Here is a 16,224-nt window from a genome sequence, read left to right as displayed (position 1 = left end):
TCGCGGGACCGGTTCCATGGGTCGTGCGTGGGTCGGCCCGCTGTACTGGATCCAGTGGGCTGGGGGACACCGCCGCCTTCATCCCCGCGGGCGGCGGAGCGGTCCGGGAGGCGCCTTCCGTCTCCCGGGCCGGCGCGGCTCGTGACGGGTACGCGCGCGTGCACGGAGCGTGTGCGGAGCCTGCACGCGGGACGGTCAAGGGGACTCGCCCGCGCCGGATTTGGCCGAAAATCGACCCTGCGTTCCATGGGTGACAACGCCTCCGACCATGGAAATCGAGGGCGCACAGGGCGTCTTGGGGGAGCGTACCGGGGGCGCATTCATGCCGCAGACACCGGGGTAGCCAAGGCCGCGCAGGCCGGCGCCGACGCGTCGACGCGGGCGCACTCCCCGGATCACAAGCGGCGCCGCCTCCCTCTGTGGCGCGTTCTTCGTGGCAGCATGGTGAACCGTTCGTACGGTGCACTCGGTTGTCCACGGCCCGTGGAGGCGTCGATGCGGTGGTTGGTGGGATGGAGCAGCACCGCCGCGGGTGCGCTGGGCGGGGCCGTCGGGTACGGCGGCCGCGACGAAGGCCGTTACGACGGCGGCGACACCTACGGCGGCCAAGTCGGCTACGACGGGGAGACCTTGCACCCCGTCGGCTCCCAACTCCTGTGGGGCGACCCCGACCCGCTGTGGGCCGTCGGCGACTGGCGCCCCGACGAGGTACGGGTGGTCAAGGCCGACGCCCAGACCCGGATCGCGGTCCTCGGCACCTGCGGGGCGAGTGACGAGCAGCTGCGCGTCGGACTGTTCGCCGCGCGCGGGGGCGCACTCCGCCATCTGACGGCGTGGCCCGGCAGCTACACCGCCGTCGTCCAGGTCGGCCGCCGGGTCACCGTCTGCGGCGACCTCGCGGGCGCCCGCCCGGTCTTCCACACCCCCTGGGCAGGCGGAACCGCCTACGCCACGGCCGCGCTGCCGCTCGCCGACCTCATCGAGGCCAACCTCGACTTCGGCCACCTGGCCGCGCTCCTGGCCGCCCCGGACGTCCCTGCCGCCCTGCACGACTCCACCCCGTACGACGGCGTGCGGCGCGTTCCGCCGGGGCATGCGCTGATCCTGCGCGCCGGGGCGCGTGAGATCGCCGGGTACGACCCGGTCGCGTCCCTCGCCGTGGCGGCACCGCCGGCCGACCCGGACAGCGCGGTCGACGGAGTGCGCGACGCGCTCGTAGACGCGGTACGCGCGCGTCTGTCCGCGCCCAGACACGTGCCCGACATCGATCCCGGTCCCGTGCCCGGAATGGGCCCTGCCGAACGGCGTGCCGCACGCGGGATGCCGGTCCCCGGCATCGGCGCCGACCTCTCCGGCGGCCCGGCCTCCGGCACGCTGGCCCTGCTGGCGGCCGGCCTGCCCGGCATGCCCGGCACCGTCCTCGGCCACGGCACGGGCGCGGGGGAGCGGCTGCTGGCGGTCACCTTCAACGACCTGACGACACGCGCGCGTGAGGAGGAGCTGCAACGGGCCGGAGCCCTGGCGGCCAACCCCCGCCTGCACCACGTCGTCGTGACCGGTGCCGAGGAGGCCCTGCCGTACGCCGACCTGGACGGCCCGCTGACCGACGAACCCGGCCCCAGCCTGGTGACCGCCGCCCGCCATCGTGCGCGCCTCGCGGCGGGCAGCGCCGACCACTTCACCGGCTACGGCGCCCGGCAGGTCCTGGACGCCCACCCGGCCCGCCTCGCGGACCTGCTCATGGACCGCAAACGCCGTCATCTGGTCCGCCCCGTGGCGGCCCTCACCAAGGCGGACGGCTCGGTGCTCGTCCCCGCGCGCGTGTACGGCGCGGCCCGAAGACTCGCCCGTACGCCGTACCGCGCGGGCGTCGAGAACCTCGCCGACCGCCTTCTGCACCGCAGCTTCGAGGACGACCCGGGAGGCGCGGTCGGTGCCTCGCTGGCGGCGCTGACCTGGGCCGGCCCCGGCCCCGCGGCACGCTGGCTGACGGGTGAGGCCTTGGCTGAAGTATCGGTTCTTCTGCAGAATTCGGCTCATCGCGCCGGCGTCGGCCCCGGCCAGCGTCCGGGCGACTACCGCGCGCGTGCCGCCCTCACCCGGCACGCGGCCGACCTGCGCATCCTCGAACAGGCCGCCGAGATCCGTTCCCAGCGCCTGCACGCCCCCTTCCTCGACAACCAGGTCGTCCGCGCCTGCCGCGCCCTCCCCGAGACCCTGCGCGTGCAGCCGGGCGCGCGTGCCGCGATCCTCCGGACCGTCCTCAAGGGCGCCGGCATCACCGACCTGCCGCCCGGCTGGGGCGCCCCCGCCCACGGCACCACCGCCACGACCGCCCGCAACGGCCTCCGCCTCGCCACCGACCCCCTCCTCACCCTCTTCGACGCGCCCCTCCTCGCGGAGGCGGGCCTGATCGAGGCGCGGGTCGTCCGCAAGGCGGTCCGCGCGGCGGCCTCCGGCGAACCCCTCCCCCTGGACGGCCTCGCCGACCTGATCTCCCTCGAACTCTGGCTCCGCCGCCTCCTCTCCCGCAGAGGCACCTGCTGGACCGGCACCCCGGCCCGCGCCCGCGCGGTACCGGCGGGAATCGCACCCCAACGCCGAGCGGTGTCCTCCGGAGGCTGAGCCGGGGACCGCCCCTGGGGCTGCCGTCACCTCTGCCCCACAGCCGCGTGCCGTCGTGCCGCCGGGGCGGCACGGGTGGGCGCAGCGGCACCCCGCCGACGCGGGCGAGCGAAACCCACCCCCCGGCCGGCACCGACCCCGGGCCACCAGGAGCCGACGTTCACCAGCCCGCCCCCCGGGCCCAACACTCCCCGCAGCGCAAACCCCGTGCCTCCACCCCACCCCCCGGCGACAATGACCCCGTGCGGTTCAACATCCTGGGCGTCACCCAGACCGAGGACGACCAGGGCACCCCCATACCCCTCACCGCCCCCCGCCTCCGCGCCCTCCTCACCGCCCTGGCCCTCCGCCCGGGCCACCCGACACCCCCCGAAACCCTCATCGACGAGATCTGGCCCGACGCCCCGCCCCAGGACGCCCCCGCCGCCCTCCAGGCCCTCGTCGGCCGCCTCCGCCGCACCCTCGGCAAGGACACCGTCACCTCCACCCCCGGCGGCTACCGCCTCACCGCCACCGAGGCCGACGTCGACCTCCACGTCTTCGAACGCCTCGTACGCGAGGCCACCACCACCCTCCAGCAGGGCGGCGACCCCGAAACCGCCGCCCGCACCCTCGACGACGCCCTCGCGCTGTGGCGCGGCCCCGCCCTCGCCGACCTCCCCGACCGCACCCCGGCCGCCCGCCCCGAGGCGCTCCACGCCGAAGCCGTCCGCGCCCGCGCCGAGGCCGACCTCCTCCTCGGCCGCGCCCGCGAAGCCGTCCCCCGCCTCCGCGCACTCGTCGCCGCACACCCGTACGACGAACCCCTGCACGCCCTCCTCATCCGCGCCCTGCGCGACACCGGCCGCGCCGCCGACGCCCTCGCCGCCTACGAGACCGCCCGCCGCACCCTCGCCGACGCCCTCGGCGCCGACCCGGGCCCGGAACTGCGCGCCCTGCACGCCGAACTCCTCGCCCGCCCCGAGCACCGGCCCCGGACACCGCCCCCACCGCCCGAGCGACACGGCAACATCCGTCCGCGTCTTACCTCTTTCGTGGGCCGGGAACCCGAGATCGACGCCATCCGTTCGGACTTGCACAGGGCCCGCCTCGTCACCCTCACCGGACCGGGCGGCTCCGGAAAGACCCGCCTCGCCGAGGAAGCCGCCGCCGGGCTCCCGCAGGCGTGGCTGGTCGAGCTGGCGCCGCTCGACCGGCCGGAGGCGGTACCGGGCGCGGTGGTCAGCGCCCTCGGTCTGCGCGAGACCGTCCTGATGGCCACCGACCTGGCGGCCCCGCAGGACGACCCGGTCGCCCTGCTCGTCGAGTACTGCGCCACGCGCGGCCGGCTCCTGATCCTTGACAACTGCGAGCATGTCATCGGCGCGGCCGCCGCCCTCGCCGAGACCCTCCTCACCCGCTGCCCCGGGCTCACGATCCTCGCCACCAGCCGTGAACCCCTGGGCGTCCCCGGCGAGTCGGTCCGCCCGGTCGACCCCCTCCTCCCCGACCAGGCGCACCGCCTCTTCAGGGAGCGCGCCGCGGCCGTCCGCCCCACCGCGGCCGCCGCCGCGTCCGACCGGGACGAGCAGGCGGTCGCGGAGATCTGCCGACGGCTCGACGGACTGCCCCTGGCCATCGAGCTGGCCGCCGCCCGGCTCCGGCTGCTCACCCCCCGGCAGATCGCCGACCGCCTCGACGACCGCTTCCGCCTCCTCACCTCCGGCAGCCGCACGGCCCTGCCCCGCCAGCAGACCCTGCGGGCCGTCGTCGACTGGTCCTGGGACCTGCTCGACGAAGCGGAGCGGACCCTGCTGCGCGAGCTGTCCGTCTTCGCGGGCGGCTGGGACCTGGAGGCCGCCGAGGCCGTGTGCACCGGAGCGGTCGCCGACCTCGTCGGAGCGCTGGTGGACAAGTCCCTGGTCCTGGCGGCCCCGCACCCGCCCGATGGTGACGGTGCGGACGGCGGCGACGGCATGCGCTACCGCATGCTGGAGACGATCCACGAGTACGCCGTCGAGCGTGCCGCGGAGGCCCCGCACGCGCGCGTGGCGGCCGAGCGACGGCACCGCGCATGGGTGCGCGCGCTCGTGGAGCGCGCCGACCCCCTGCTCCGCTCCGCCGAGCAACTCCCGTGGATCTCCCGCCTGGAGACCGAGCTGGACAACATCCGGGTGGCGACCCAGCGCGCGATCACCGCGGCCGACGAAGAGGAGGCCGCCGCCCTCTGCCTCGCCATGGGCTGGTTCTGGTGGCTGCGCAACTACCGCCAGGAGGGCGCCGCCTGGACCGACCGCACCCTGCGCCTCGGCGCGGCCCTGGACGCCCTTCCCGCCCCGCCGACGGACACCGCGCACCCCTCCCCGACCGCACCCGCCCTCACCTGCCGCTCCCTCCCCGTCCCCGCCGACCTCGCCGCCCGCATGGCCGCCGTCGACCCGGTCGAGGCCTTCCTCACCCAGCCGGACACCGCGGACGGGCCGGACGCCGCCGATCGGCCGGACGCCGAGGGTGATCCGGGTGACGACGGCGCATCGGGCGGTCACCCCAGGCACGCGCAGCGGATGGACCTGCGGATGCTGCATGTGTTCCTGCTCTCCGAGTCCGAGCCCCGAGAGGTCGAGGGCGACCCCCGCTACCGGGCGTACCTCCTGCGCCTGCGGGCCGGCTTCCAGCCGGGCGGCCCGGCGGCGGCCCGGATGCCCGGGCTGGTCTGGCCGGTGGCGGCGGCCTTCGAGATGCGGGGCACGCTCGACGTCCGCGGCCTCCTGGACGCGGCCGTCGCCAACTGCCGTGCTCACGGCGGCGACTGGGAGCTGGGCTGCACCCTGATGTTCCGGACGCACATGGTCGTCGACTCCCCCGGCGGGATGGACGGCGTGGACGACGACCTGGCGGAGCTGCGCCTGATCAGCCGACGGGTCGGCGACCGCTGGATGCTGGCCCAGGTGTGCAGCGCGGCCGCGGAGGCGGAGATGGCGCGCGGCCGGTTCGCGGAGGCGGAGGCGGAGTACCAGGAGGCGCTGCGGCTCGCCTACGAGGTCGGCGCGTACGCCGAGGCGCCGTTCCTGATGGCCCGGCTCGCGGAGATCGCCTACCGCTCGGGCGATCTCCCCGGCGCCATGGCCGTCCTGGACGAGGCGGGTGCCGCCGCCGACCGGCAGGGAGTGGCGGACGCCCAGGCCTTCGTGATCCTGCTGCGCGCCTGCATCGCGCTGGAGGAGGGGGACGTCGTCCGCGCGCGCGAGCTGTGCGACGCGACTCTCGTGACGGTGCGGCACGGCACTCTGCCGCCGCAGTTCACCGCCGCCCTGACCCTGCTCGACGCGGAGCTCACCGCACGGGAGTCCGGCCCGGAGCACGCCCTGCCGATGCTCGCCGAGGGGCTGCGCCGGGCGGTGGCCGACCAGTGCACCGAGGCGATCGTCTCGGCGGTCGTGGACGGGGCGGCGGACCAGCTGGCCCGGCTCGGGGACTTCCCCCGCACGGTCGGGCTGCTGGCCGCGGCCGACCGGCTGCGCGGCCCTCACCCCCGTGCCGCCCTGCGGCGCGAGCGCGCCGAACGCGCGGAGTCGCAGGCCCGCCGGGCCCTGGGTGCCGAGCGTCACGCCGCCGAGCGAGCCCGGGGCGCCGACCTGACGGTGACCGAGGTCCAGAAGGAGCTCGCCGAGGCCGTACGGGCCCACCCGGTGCCGGCCGTGAGCCCGCCGTCCGCTACGCGCAGCTGAACTTCGACTCGGCCCAGTCCGCGAGGGCCACCCCGTCGAAGGGGCTGTGCGGCTCGACCACCAGCCGGACGGTCGCCCGGCCGCCGAGGGCCACATGGACGGGCACGGCGGGATCACCGCCCTTCACCGTCCCGGACGTCCACAGGCGGGCCCCGTCGGCGTAGACGGAGAAGGTCGCCTCACCGAGGTCCAGCGTCAGGTCGTCGAGGCCGACCAGCGCGTCGTAGGAGGTGCAGGCGCGGTTGAGGTCGACGGTCACGGAGGACCGGCCGTGGACGGTCACCCCGCGCGCGTACTGCCGACCGGCGATGGACACCCCGTACCGCTGCCACACCCAATCGCTGCCGCTCAGCCGGATCTCGGGTGTGGTGCCGTCGCCGTTGACGTCGAAGGACAGCTCGCTCAGCGGGTAGACCGCCGGGGCGGGCGGGGGAGTGGGCGCCGGGGTCGGGGTCCGGGCGGGTGGAGGCGTCGGGGTAGGGGTGGGGGCCGGCGGGGGTGTGGCGGCCGGGGCCGGTGCGGATGTCCGGCGCGGGGTGGGGTCGGGTGTGCGGGGCGGGGCCGCGGCGGGGACGATCGCCACGGGCTCCTCCGGCTCGGGCGACTTCGTCGTACGCGTCGGCGCGGGCGTCGGGTCCTGCGGGCGGGCCACGGGCACGGAGGCCGCCGGTGCGGCCCCGGGCGGTTTGGCGGGGCTCTCGTCGCCGACGAGGGCGAGGGCCAGCGCGGCGGCCGCGACGGCGACGACACCGGCGGCGATCCCGGCCTTCACGGGCGCGCCCAGCCCCTCCGAGGCGGCCGCGCTGCCGCCGGCCCCGGCGGAGGCGCCGCCGCTTCCGGCCGCCCCGCCGGTGGCGCTCCCGCTCGCGGCGGCGGCCGCGCCCGCGGCACCCGCCGCCCCGGCCCCGGCACCCCCGGCGATGAGCCCGAGGGCCTTGGCGTACCCGGCGGCGCCGAACCAGCCGATCACGGCGACCGGTACGACGGCGGGGATGCTGCTCGCCACTTCCTCGATCTGCAGGGCGGCGAGCCGGCACCTGGCGCACTCCTCCAGGTGCTTGCGCAGCCCGCGCTCGGCCCGGGTGCGCAACCGGCGGCGGGCGTAGGTGCCGAGCTGGTCGGCGTAGCGGGCGCACTCCTCGTCGCTGGTGAGGGTGGCGCTGACGTGCGCCTGGAGGTAGGCCTGTTTGAGACCCTCGCGGGCGCGGCTGGCGAGCACGCGCGTGCCGTTGGCGTCGAGGCCGAAGAGCATCGCGACCTCGCTCGGCGACTCGTCCTCGACCTCGGTGTGCCACAGCACGGCCTGCCAGCGCTCGGGCAGTGAGCGGAAGGCCTGCATGGCCATGGACTGCTCGGCCTCGTGCAGAGCGCGCACCTCGGCGCCGAGGTCCAGGCCGGAACCGAAGGAGCCCATGGAGCCCATGGAGGCCGTGTCGTCGGAGGGCTCCGAGGCGCGGCCGGCCTGGGCGGCGAACAGCGCGAAGTCGTCCACGAGCTGCTCGCGCCTCGCCGACCGCGTCCAGCCCGCGGCGACGCGCCGGACGGAGGTGAGCAGATAGGCGCGGACGGCGTACTCGGGCCCGGCGCCGCCACGTACGGCCTGGAGCATGCGGGCGAAGACCTCGGCGGTGAGGTCGTCGGCCGTGTGGGCGTCCCGGCAGCAGGTGCGCGCGTAACGGCGCACGGCGTCGGCATGGCGCCGGTACAGCTCCTCGTACGCCGTGTCGTCGCCCCCACGCATCCGGGCGATCAGATCGGTGTCGGCGGCCGGCAGATCGCGGGGCGGTGGCAGGACGCCGTCGTCGGAGCGTTCCCACTGCGCGGGGACCCCGCCGGCCGGGGAAGTGCGCCTGCCCTGGCTCGGTACCTGCTCGTCCCGCCCGTCAACGCTCATCGCGGAAAGCCCCCGCCGCCTGCCCTACCGGTCCCGACACCGGGTCAGGGTGCCATATTGGCTTTTGGTCAGGACCGGACGGGACGGGCCGTCCACTCGTCCGTGGGGACCTGTCGCATTCCAGTACTGACCTTCACCCGTACGGGGAAGGTGCAACTGTCGCCCTGCGGGCACGAGTTGGGCCGCCAGGATGAATTGTCCCGAATGCGTGAGCGGTGCGGGGCGGAGCGAGAGCATTGCCCCGCACCCGCCCCGCTCACCCCTTCGAGCGACCCGTGACCCCTCCCTCAGGAGGACGGCCGCGAACGCAGCCCTTCCAGCAGGATGTCCAGCAGCCGCGCCGACGCCGCCGCCTGCTGCGCCGGGTCCGGCAGCGAGGGCGCCGCCGTCGCGATCACCAGCAGCACGTCCGACACCGACACGTCCGGCCGCAGCTCACCCGCCGCCCGCGCCCGCTCCACGAGCTGGCCCACCACCTCGAGCAGCGCCGCCGCTCCGGCATCGTCACCCACGGAGCCCACGGAGCCCACGGAGCCCACGGAGCCCACGGAACCCGCCGAGCCGCCCGTCGCCGCACCGTCCTCGGAGACCAGCCGCAGCTCACCGCCGCCCGGCTGGGTCCGCTGCTGCGGCACCCGCGGCTCCCCGGACCCCGGACCCTCCGTACCGTCCTCGGCGAAGGCGCCGACCCGCAGCACCTGCGGCGGCAGCAGCCGCCCGGCACCCGAGGCCACCGAGGTCCGCAGGAAGCGCGACAGCGCCGACCACGGCTCGTCCTCCTGGCCCAGCGCCGCGCGCGCCTGGCCGGTCAGCCGGGACGTCTCCTCCTCGGCTATCCGCCGCACCAGGACGTCCTTGCTCGGGAAGCGCCGGTACACGGTCCCCACGCCCACGCGCGCGCGCCGCGCCACGTCCTCCATCGGCGCGCCGTAACCCAGCTCGCCGAACACCTCGCGCGCCGCCCGCAGGACGTGCTCGAGATTGCGCTGTGCGTCCACGCGCAGCGGCGTGGTCCGCGGGCCGTCCCCGCGTCCGTTGCCCACCGCCGCGCTCACGCCGCCGCCATGCGCGAGCGCGGAGGCGGACGACCAATGCGTGTCCTGAATATGCATGAATGATCCCCCGGTAATGACGTCTCCCCCCGGAGACTCTCCCCGCCATCGAATTCCGGGGCGCGTGGAACAGGGGACCGCTTCCCGGACCCACCCGTCGCGGGCCCGTGGAGCGCGCTTCCCCCTGACACCCCGTCGACACGAACATAGTTGAGAGGCAGTCAATTCAGAAGGGGCAGGTTCCGCACGGAGCGCCCCCCGATCGGAGTACGGGTCGTTTACGTCCCGATTGCACCCCCTCCCGCACCCCGGCGCACACCCTCTGACCTGCGTACCTGCCCCGCACGCCGGTGTTTCGGCCAACCCCGCGTCCGCTCGACCGGCGGTCACACAAATGGTCGGGGCTGTGGACAAAATCCGGCGCCGGGTGCGTCATGGGATGGTGAAGGAACGTGCGCGCATTCTCGTTGTCGGTGGTGGCTACGTCGGGATGTACACGGCACTGCGGCTCCAGCGGAATCTGAAACAGGAACTCGCCCGGGGCGACGCGGAGATCACCGTCGTGACCCCCGAGCCGTACATGACCTATCAGCCGTTCCTCCCCGAGGCCGCCGCCGGCGCGGTCTCCCCCCGGCACGTCGTCGTCCCGCTGCGCCGCGTCCTGCCGCACTGCCGGGTCGTCGTCGGCGAGGTCACCGCCGTCGACCACGCCAAACGCACCGCCACCCTCACCACCCTCGCCACCGAGGAGGAGGGCACCGGCGCCCAGCAGCTGACGTACGACGAACTCGTCCTCGCGCCCGGCTCCATCGCCCGCACGCTCCCCATTCCGGGCCTCGCCGACCACGCCATCGGCTTCAAGACCGTCGAGGAGGCCATCGGCCTGCGCAACCACGTCATCGAACAGATGGACATCGCCTCCTCCACCCGCGACCCCGCGATCCGCGACGCCGCCCTCACCTTCGTCTTCGTCGGCGGCGGCTTCGCCGGCGTGGAGGCGCTCGGCGAACTGGAGGACATGGCCCGCTACACCACGCGCTACTACCACAACGTCAAGCCCGAGGACATGAAGTGGATCCTCGTCGAGGCCTCCGACCGGATCCTGCCCGAGGTCGGCGAGGTCATGGGCCGCTACACCGTCAGTGAACTGCGCCGCCGCAACATCGACGTCCGTCTGAACACCCGCCTGGAGTCCTGCGTCGACCGTGTCGCCGTCCTCAGCGACGGTGCCCGCTTCCCGACCCGTACGGTCGTGTGGACCGCCGGCGTCAAACCCCACCCCGTGCTCGCCGCCACCGACCTCCCCCGCACCGCACGAGGTCGGCTGAAATGCACCCCCGAGCTGACCGTCGACGGCGTCACGCACGCGTGGGCGGCCGGAGACGCGGCCGCCGTCCCCGACGTCACGGCCGCCGAACCCGGCGCGGAGACCGCCCCCAACGCCCAGCACGCCCTCCGTCAGGCCAAGGTCCTCGGCGACAACATCGCGCACTCCCTGCGCGGCGAACCCCTCCAGACGTACGCCCACAAATACGTCGGCTCGGTCGCCTCACTCGGCCTCCACCAGGGCGTCGCCCACGTCTACGGCCGCAAGCTCAAGGGCTACCCCGCCTGGTTCATGCACCGCGCCTACCACCTCAGCCGCGTGCCCACCTTCAACCGCAAGGCGCGCGTACTCGCCGAATGGATCCTCTCCGGGCTCTTCAAACGCGAGATCGTCTCCCTGGGATCTCTCGAACACCCGCGCGCCGAGTTCGAACTCGCTGCCGGGGGAAAGCCTTCTGACGAGTCCTCCGACGACCCGAAGGGGTCGTCCTGACCCGATACAGGAACTCCCCCGACCGCCCCCACGTCTGACGAATGTCGGCCCGGACCGCGGCCACCCTGCCAGACTGCTCCCTGCTCATGGCCCACACTCACGAGGCTGTTCCCCAGTGCTCCACACCCCGGGTGCTGCAACAATGTGCGGCCACCGCCGCGTGGCCCCCGGAGCCCAGGCCGGTCCCGGAGCCGGCCGACGACGACTACACGAGGCAAGGATTCGTGAACTTCACGCGCTGGAGCTCCCGGCTCCCCGGAACTCAGCGCCGCGCCGCCGCGCGGGCCGAGCACACGGTCACCACCACGGACCGGCGGAGCGAGGGCTCCGTACCCGCGGCCCGCGCCGAACAACTGACCGACGAGCCGCCGCCCGTGCCCACCGTCGACGAACTCCCGGTCCGTGAGGTCCTCGACCGCGTCCCGGCCCTCGTCGCCCTCGTCCACGGCCCCGACCACCGCCTCGCCTACGTCAACGACGCCTACACGGCGGCCTTCGGCGCACGCCCCTGCGGCGAACCGGCCGCCGAGGCACTCCCGGAACTGCGCGACCTCGGTCTCATGCCCCTCCTCGACCAGGCCCTGCGCAGCGGCAAGCCCCGCACCCTGAAGTCCCGCAAGGCCCCCGACGGCCGCCACTACACCTTCACCTGCACCCCCGTGGCCGAGGGCGACACCGACAGCACGGGCAGCGGCGGCAGCGCGGGCACCGCAGGCAGCGCAGTCCTCGTATTCGCCACCGACGTCACCGACCACGCCGAGGCCGCCGAACGCCTGCGCGCCAGCGAGCGCCGCCAGCGCGAGACCGCCGTCACCCTCCAGCGCTCCCTCCTCCCCCAGGAACTCGAACAACCGGACGACCTGCGGATCGCCGCCACCTACCAGCCCGGCGGCACCGAGGCCGCCGTGGGCGGCGACTGGTACGACGTCATCACCCTCGGCGGCGGCCGCACCGCCCTCGTCATCGGCGACGTCATGGGCCGAGGCGTCCGCGCGGCCGCCGTCATGGGCCAGCTCCGCACCGCCGTACGCGCCTACGCCCGCCTCGACCTCCCCCCGCACGAGGTCCTCAACCTCCTCGACGGCCTCGCCACCGAGATCGACGCCAACCAGATCGCCACCTGCGTGTACGCCGTCCACGACCCCAACGAGGGCCGCCTGGTGTACGCCTCGGCCGGCCACCTCCCGATCCTGGTCCGCGACGACACCGGACACGTCCAGCGCGCCGACGAACCCACCGGCCCGCCCCTCGGCACCGGCGGCTGGATGCACGCCTCCGGCTCCATCCCCCTCGGCCCCGGCTCCACCGCCGTCCTCTACACCGACGGACTCGTCGAACGCCGGGACGAAGACCTCGACGAAGGCATCGCCGCCCTGGAGCGCGCCCTCGCCGGCGCCACCGGCACCCCCCAGGTCGTCTGCGACCGCCTGGTCCGCTCGGCCGGCGTCACCGCCGACCACGACGACGACGTGGCCGTCCTGGTCCTCCAGCACCCCGCCCGCACCGGCGCCGACAGCGAACTCTTCCGCAACGCCGCCCTCGAACTCCTCGGCGGCGTCGAAGCCGCCCCACGCGCGCGTGCCTTCGCCTCCGGCGTCCTCACCAGCTGGCGCTTCCCCAGCGACCTCCACGACGCGGGCGTCCTCGCCACCAGCGAACTCGTCGCCAACTCCCTCCAGCACGGCACCCCGCCCATGCGGCTGCGCCTGCGCCGCACCGACCGCCGGCTGATCATCGAGGTCACCGACGGCGACGACCATCTCCCGCGCCGCCGCCGCGCCGAACCGGGCGACGAGTCCGGCCGGGGCATCGCGATCGTCGCCACCATCGCCTCGCACTGGGGCAGCCGGCGCACCCCGGGCGGCGGAAAGGCGGTGTGGTGCGAGTTCGTCCTGCCGACGACCTAGGCGAATCCGTTCCCCGGTGCTAATTGCTTCCCAATGGCAGACGCAACGGGCTTTCACCTCAAGGGAAGCGCCCCCGAGCGCTACGAACACTACGTCGCGCCCCTCATGGCGCCCTTCGTCACCGCACTCGTGGACGCCGCGGACCTCTTTCCCGGCGCCACCGTCCTCGACCTCGCCTGCGGCACCGGCTTCGCGGCCCGTGCCGCGGCCGCCCAGGCGGGTCCCACCGGCCGCGTCGCCGGCGCGGACGTCAACCAGGGCATGCTCGAGATCGCCGTAGCGTGCCACCCCCGCCTCTACCCGGACATCGAGTTCACCGCCGCCTCCGCCGACGACCTCCCCTACCCCGACGCGACCTTCGACGCCGTCCTGTGCCAGGAGGGCGCCCAGTTCTTCCCCGACCTCGACGCGGCCCTGCGCGAGACCGCCCGTGTCACCCGCCCCGGCGGCCGCTTCGCCGCCACCGTCTGGTCCCACCTGGACGACTCCCCCTACTTCGTCGCCCAGCAGCGCGCCGTAGAGCAGTACGGCACCCCCGAGAACGCGGCCGCCTTCAGGGCGGCCTTCGCCACCGCCGACCGCCTGACCACCGCCCTGACCGGCGCCGGCTTCCACGACCTGGCCATCCGCGAGCTGACCTTCGCGATCAACCTGCCCCCACTGGAGGACTACGTCCCCGGCCATCTGGCCGCGATCCCCTGGGGCCAGGCGCTGATCGAGACCGCCGGAGAAGAAGCCCTCACCCGGGCGGCCGACACGATCCGCGCCCACCTCCCGACCGACACGACCACCTTCCCCTTCAGCGCCACCCTGGTGACCGCGATCCGCTGATCGCACAAAGAGGGCGGCCGTCGTCCCTCCCAGGAACGACGGCCGCCTTCACCAGCCCTGCGCCTCAGACCTGAGCCTCCGCGGCCACGGGCTCCACAGCGACCCCACCCTTGGCCACCACCCGGTTCCGCGCCGACCACGGCTGATCCTGTACGGCGGTCAGCTGCCGCCCCAGCCGCAGTGCGAGGTAGGTGATCCCGAGCGAGAACAGCAGAAACGTCACGATGTACGGCGCGTGCAGGGAGGCCCCCATCGGCCCGCCCACCGCCGGCCCCAAGGCCAGCGCGAGCTGCTTCACCAGGGCGAACGCGGAGTTGTACTGCCCCGCCATCCCGCTCGGCGCGAGATCGGCCACCAGCGGCGCCACCGTCGGCGAGAGCATCGCCTCACCCAGCCCGAACAGCGCGTACGTCGACACGAACGCCGCCGTCGCCATCTCCTGACTCCCGTGCCCCAGCCCGGCGTACCCCGCCACGACCCACGCCCCGGCCCAGATCAGCCCCACGGCCGCGATCACCCGCGACCGCTTCTGCCGCTCGACGAACCGCAGTACGGCGAACTGGGCGACGACGATCACGGCCGTATTGGCGGCCAGCGCCGTTCCGAGCGCCGACGTCGAGATCCCGGCGGCCTCGACCCCGTACGCGCTCAGCCCCGACTCGAACTGCCCGTAACAGGCGAAGAACAGCACGAAGCCCAGCACGGACAGCTGCACCATGGCCCGGTTGCCGAGCAGCTGCCGCCAGCCACCCCTGGCCGACTGCCGGGGCGCGTCCCCGACCCGCGGCGCGGACGGCACGCGCACGGTCGCCATCACCACCACCAGCAGCAGGAACATCGCCGCCTCGATCGCGAACAGCAGCGTGAACGACGACACGCGCGTGGTGTCGACGAGATGCCCCCCGATGAGCCCACCGATGCCCAGCCCGAGGTTCTGCAGGAAGAACTGCATGGCGAACGCCCGCGACCGGGTCTCCGTCGTCGAGCAGTCCACGATCATCGTCGCCAGCGCCGGCTGCATCACGGCCTGTCCCGCGCCGAGCGCCGCCGACGCCGCCAGTACGGCGGTGGCGGTACCGGCCAGCCCCAGGCCCAGTGCGCCGACGGCAGCGGTGACCAGGGCGGCCAGCAGGACCGGCAGTGGACCGCGCCGCACGATCGCCCGTCCGGCGAACGGCAGCACGATCAGCGCGGCCACGGCGAAGACGGCGAGCACGAGCCCCGCCGTCATGGCCCCCAGCCCCCGCACCTGCGCCACATAGACGTACAGGTAGGGGACCGTGAAACCGAGCCCGAACGTGCTGAGTGCGTTGCCCACGTGGATCCGGCGCATCGCTGCGCCCTTGGCCCTGGTCACGTTCACCTCTCTCACTAGTTAGGAGTGAAGACTTCAAAGCTAAAGTTCGAAGCTAAAGAGTACATAGCGAAGGACTTCAAGGCAAAGGAGGTGCATGCGATACTGCGCACATGGCCGAGACCCCCGGCGTCACTGAGCCGACGCTCGAAGAACAGATCGCCGCCTACCAGCGCGAGTTCCGGGACCTCGACCCCCAGGTCGAGAAGATCGTCACGGCGCTCTCCCGGCTCAACCGGCGGATGAACGTCGCCTACGGCCGCCAGACCGCCGAGCTGGGCATCAGCAACGCCGAGTGGGAGGTCCTCAAGGCCCTCGTCCTGTCCGGCGCCCCCTACCGACTGGGCCCCAGCGACCTGGCCAAGCGCCTCGGTCTGACGCCGGCCGCGATGACCCACCGGATCGACCGCATGGTCGCCGAGGGACTGGTGACCCGGGAACGGGACGAGTCCAACCGGGTGCGCGTCATCGTGGAGCTGACGCCGGAGGGGAGGGAGAAGTGGCTGGAGGCGATGCGCCTGGCCTCGGTCTTCGAGGAGGACCTCCTCCAGGACCTCTCCGCGGGGGAGCGCGCGACCCTCGGCGAGGTCCTGACCAGGCTCCTGCGCCGGGTGGAGCACGCCCAGCCGGACGCCGGCGGGCGGCTCAGCGACCTGGACTGACCCGGTCGGAAAAGATCTTGACACGGGGTGCTTGACGCACCTCTGCCGGGCGCGTAGAGTTCTTCGGGTTGTCGGGGAGCCGGAACGGTTCTTCGATGACACTCCCGCCGCAGCAGCGGCACCTCACACCATCAGCACGATCTCCCAACGGGGTTGAATTCGGCGTGCCCGAATTCAATTCGATTTGGGGCCGGCAGCTCGATTAGGAACTGCCGAACGGATCCGCTAAGGTTTGAGACGTCGGAACGGCCGAAGGGCCGGGAAGGCAACCCCCGCTGACTGGGAATCAGACGCCGAAAGGATCTGATAGAGTCGGAACCGCCGGAAAGGGAAACGCGAGTAGCGGGAACCTGGAAAGCACCGAGGAAATCGG

Annotated in this window: 9 protein-coding genes; 6 read left to right on the top strand and 3 right to left on the bottom strand. The window is 74.0% G+C overall.

The window, feature by feature from the left end; translation table 11 throughout:
- Positions 1 to 495 precede the first annotated feature (495 nt).
- Positions 496 to 2,625: an asparagine synthase-related protein gene (locus AQJ64_RS20650; protein WP_059202854.1), complete on the top strand. Its 2,130-nt coding sequence runs from the start codon at positions 496 to 498 to the stop codon at positions 2,623 to 2,625.
- 242 nt (positions 2,626 to 2,867) lie between these two features.
- Positions 2,868 to 6,332 carry an AfsR/SARP family transcriptional regulator gene (locus tag AQJ64_RS20645; RefSeq protein ID WP_059202853.1) on the top strand — a complete coding sequence of 1,155 codons (3,465 nt, stop codon included), beginning with the start codon at positions 2,868 to 2,870 and terminating at the stop codon, positions 6,330 to 6,332.
- Here AQJ64_RS20645 and AQJ64_RS20640 read toward each other — a convergent pair.
- Entirely contained in the window at positions 6,319 to 8,226 is a 1,908-nt protein-coding gene (locus AQJ64_RS20640) for a sigma-70 family RNA polymerase sigma factor (RefSeq protein WP_059202852.1), read from the bottom strand. The two genes, AQJ64_RS20645 and AQJ64_RS20640, sit on opposite strands and share 14 nt — an antisense overlap.
- Before the next feature lie 287 nt (positions 8,227 to 8,513).
- The gene (locus tag AQJ64_RS20635) at positions 8,514 to 9,338 is read right to left on the bottom strand and encodes a TetR/AcrR family transcriptional regulator (RefSeq protein WP_055634906.1); all 825 of its coding nucleotides are present in this window, start codon (positions 9,336 to 9,338) and stop codon (positions 8,514 to 8,516) included.
- Between the two features lie 379 nt (positions 9,339 to 9,717).
- On the opposite strand from AQJ64_RS20635, the gene AQJ64_RS20630 reads away from it, so the two are divergent.
- The 3 genes from AQJ64_RS20630 to AQJ64_RS20620 all read left to right on the top strand — a co-directional run bounded on the left by AQJ64_RS20630 (position 9,718) and on the right by AQJ64_RS20620 (position 13,835).
- Positions 9,718 to 11,097 (top strand): NAD(P)/FAD-dependent oxidoreductase, encoded by a 1,380-nt coding sequence (locus AQJ64_RS20630; protein ID WP_055634905.1) that lies wholly within the window; start codon positions 9,718 to 9,720, stop codon positions 11,095 to 11,097.
- Between the two features lie 224 nt (positions 11,098 to 11,321).
- Positions 11,322 to 13,004 (top strand): ATP-binding SpoIIE family protein phosphatase, encoded by a 1,683-nt coding sequence (locus AQJ64_RS20625; protein WP_055634904.1) that lies wholly within the window; start codon positions 11,322 to 11,324, stop codon positions 13,002 to 13,004.
- 33 nt (positions 13,005 to 13,037) lie between these two features.
- The gene (locus AQJ64_RS20620) at positions 13,038 to 13,835 is read left to right on the top strand and encodes a class I SAM-dependent methyltransferase (RefSeq protein ID WP_055634903.1); all 798 of its coding nucleotides are present in this window, start codon (positions 13,038 to 13,040) and stop codon (positions 13,833 to 13,835) included.
- 64 nt (positions 13,836 to 13,899) lie between these two features.
- Here AQJ64_RS20620 and AQJ64_RS20615 read toward each other — a convergent pair whose 3' ends face one another.
- Positions 13,900 to 15,192 (bottom strand): MFS transporter, encoded by a 1,293-nt coding sequence (locus AQJ64_RS20615; protein ID WP_240512689.1) that lies wholly within the window; start codon positions 15,190 to 15,192, stop codon positions 13,900 to 13,902.
- Positions 15,193 to 15,302: 110 nt separating this feature from the next.
- Between AQJ64_RS20615 and AQJ64_RS20610 the strand changes: the two genes are divergently transcribed.
- The gene (locus AQJ64_RS20610) at positions 15,303 to 15,851 is read left to right on the top strand and encodes a MarR family winged helix-turn-helix transcriptional regulator (RefSeq protein WP_055634901.1); all 549 of its coding nucleotides are present in this window, start codon (positions 15,303 to 15,305) and stop codon (positions 15,849 to 15,851) included.
- The last annotated feature ends 373 nt before the right edge of the window (positions 15,852 to 16,224 follow it).

This window comes from Streptomyces griseoruber, assembly GCF_001514205.1.
GTDB lineage: Bacteria > Actinomycetota > Actinomycetes > Streptomycetales > Streptomycetaceae > Streptomyces > Streptomyces griseoruber.
This window is presented reverse-complemented; position numbering and strand designations above follow the sequence as displayed.

Bases quoted from the DNA above. Each gene is read 5' to 3' on its own strand.
- AQJ64_RS20650 (WP_059202854.1), top strand. From the start codon at position 496: ATGCGGTGGTTGGTGGGATGGAGCAGCACCGCCGCGGGTGCGCTGGGC.
- AQJ64_RS20640 (WP_059202852.1), bottom strand. From the start codon at position 8,226: ATGAGCGTTGACGGGCGGGACGAGCAGGTACCGAGCCAGGGCAGGCGC.
- AQJ64_RS20635 (WP_055634906.1), bottom strand. From the start codon at position 9,338: ATGCATATTCAGGACACGCATTGGTCGTCCGCCTCCGCGCTCGCGCAT.
- AQJ64_RS20630 (WP_055634905.1), top strand. From the start codon at position 9,718: ATGGTGAAGGAACGTGCGCGCATTCTCGTTGTCGGTGGTGGCTACGTC.
- AQJ64_RS20620 (WP_055634903.1), top strand. From the start codon at position 13,038: ATGGCAGACGCAACGGGCTTTCACCTCAAGGGAAGCGCCCCCGAGCGC.
- AQJ64_RS20610 (WP_055634901.1), top strand. From the start codon at position 15,303: ATGGCCGAGACCCCCGGCGTCACTGAGCCGACGCTCGAAGAACAGATC.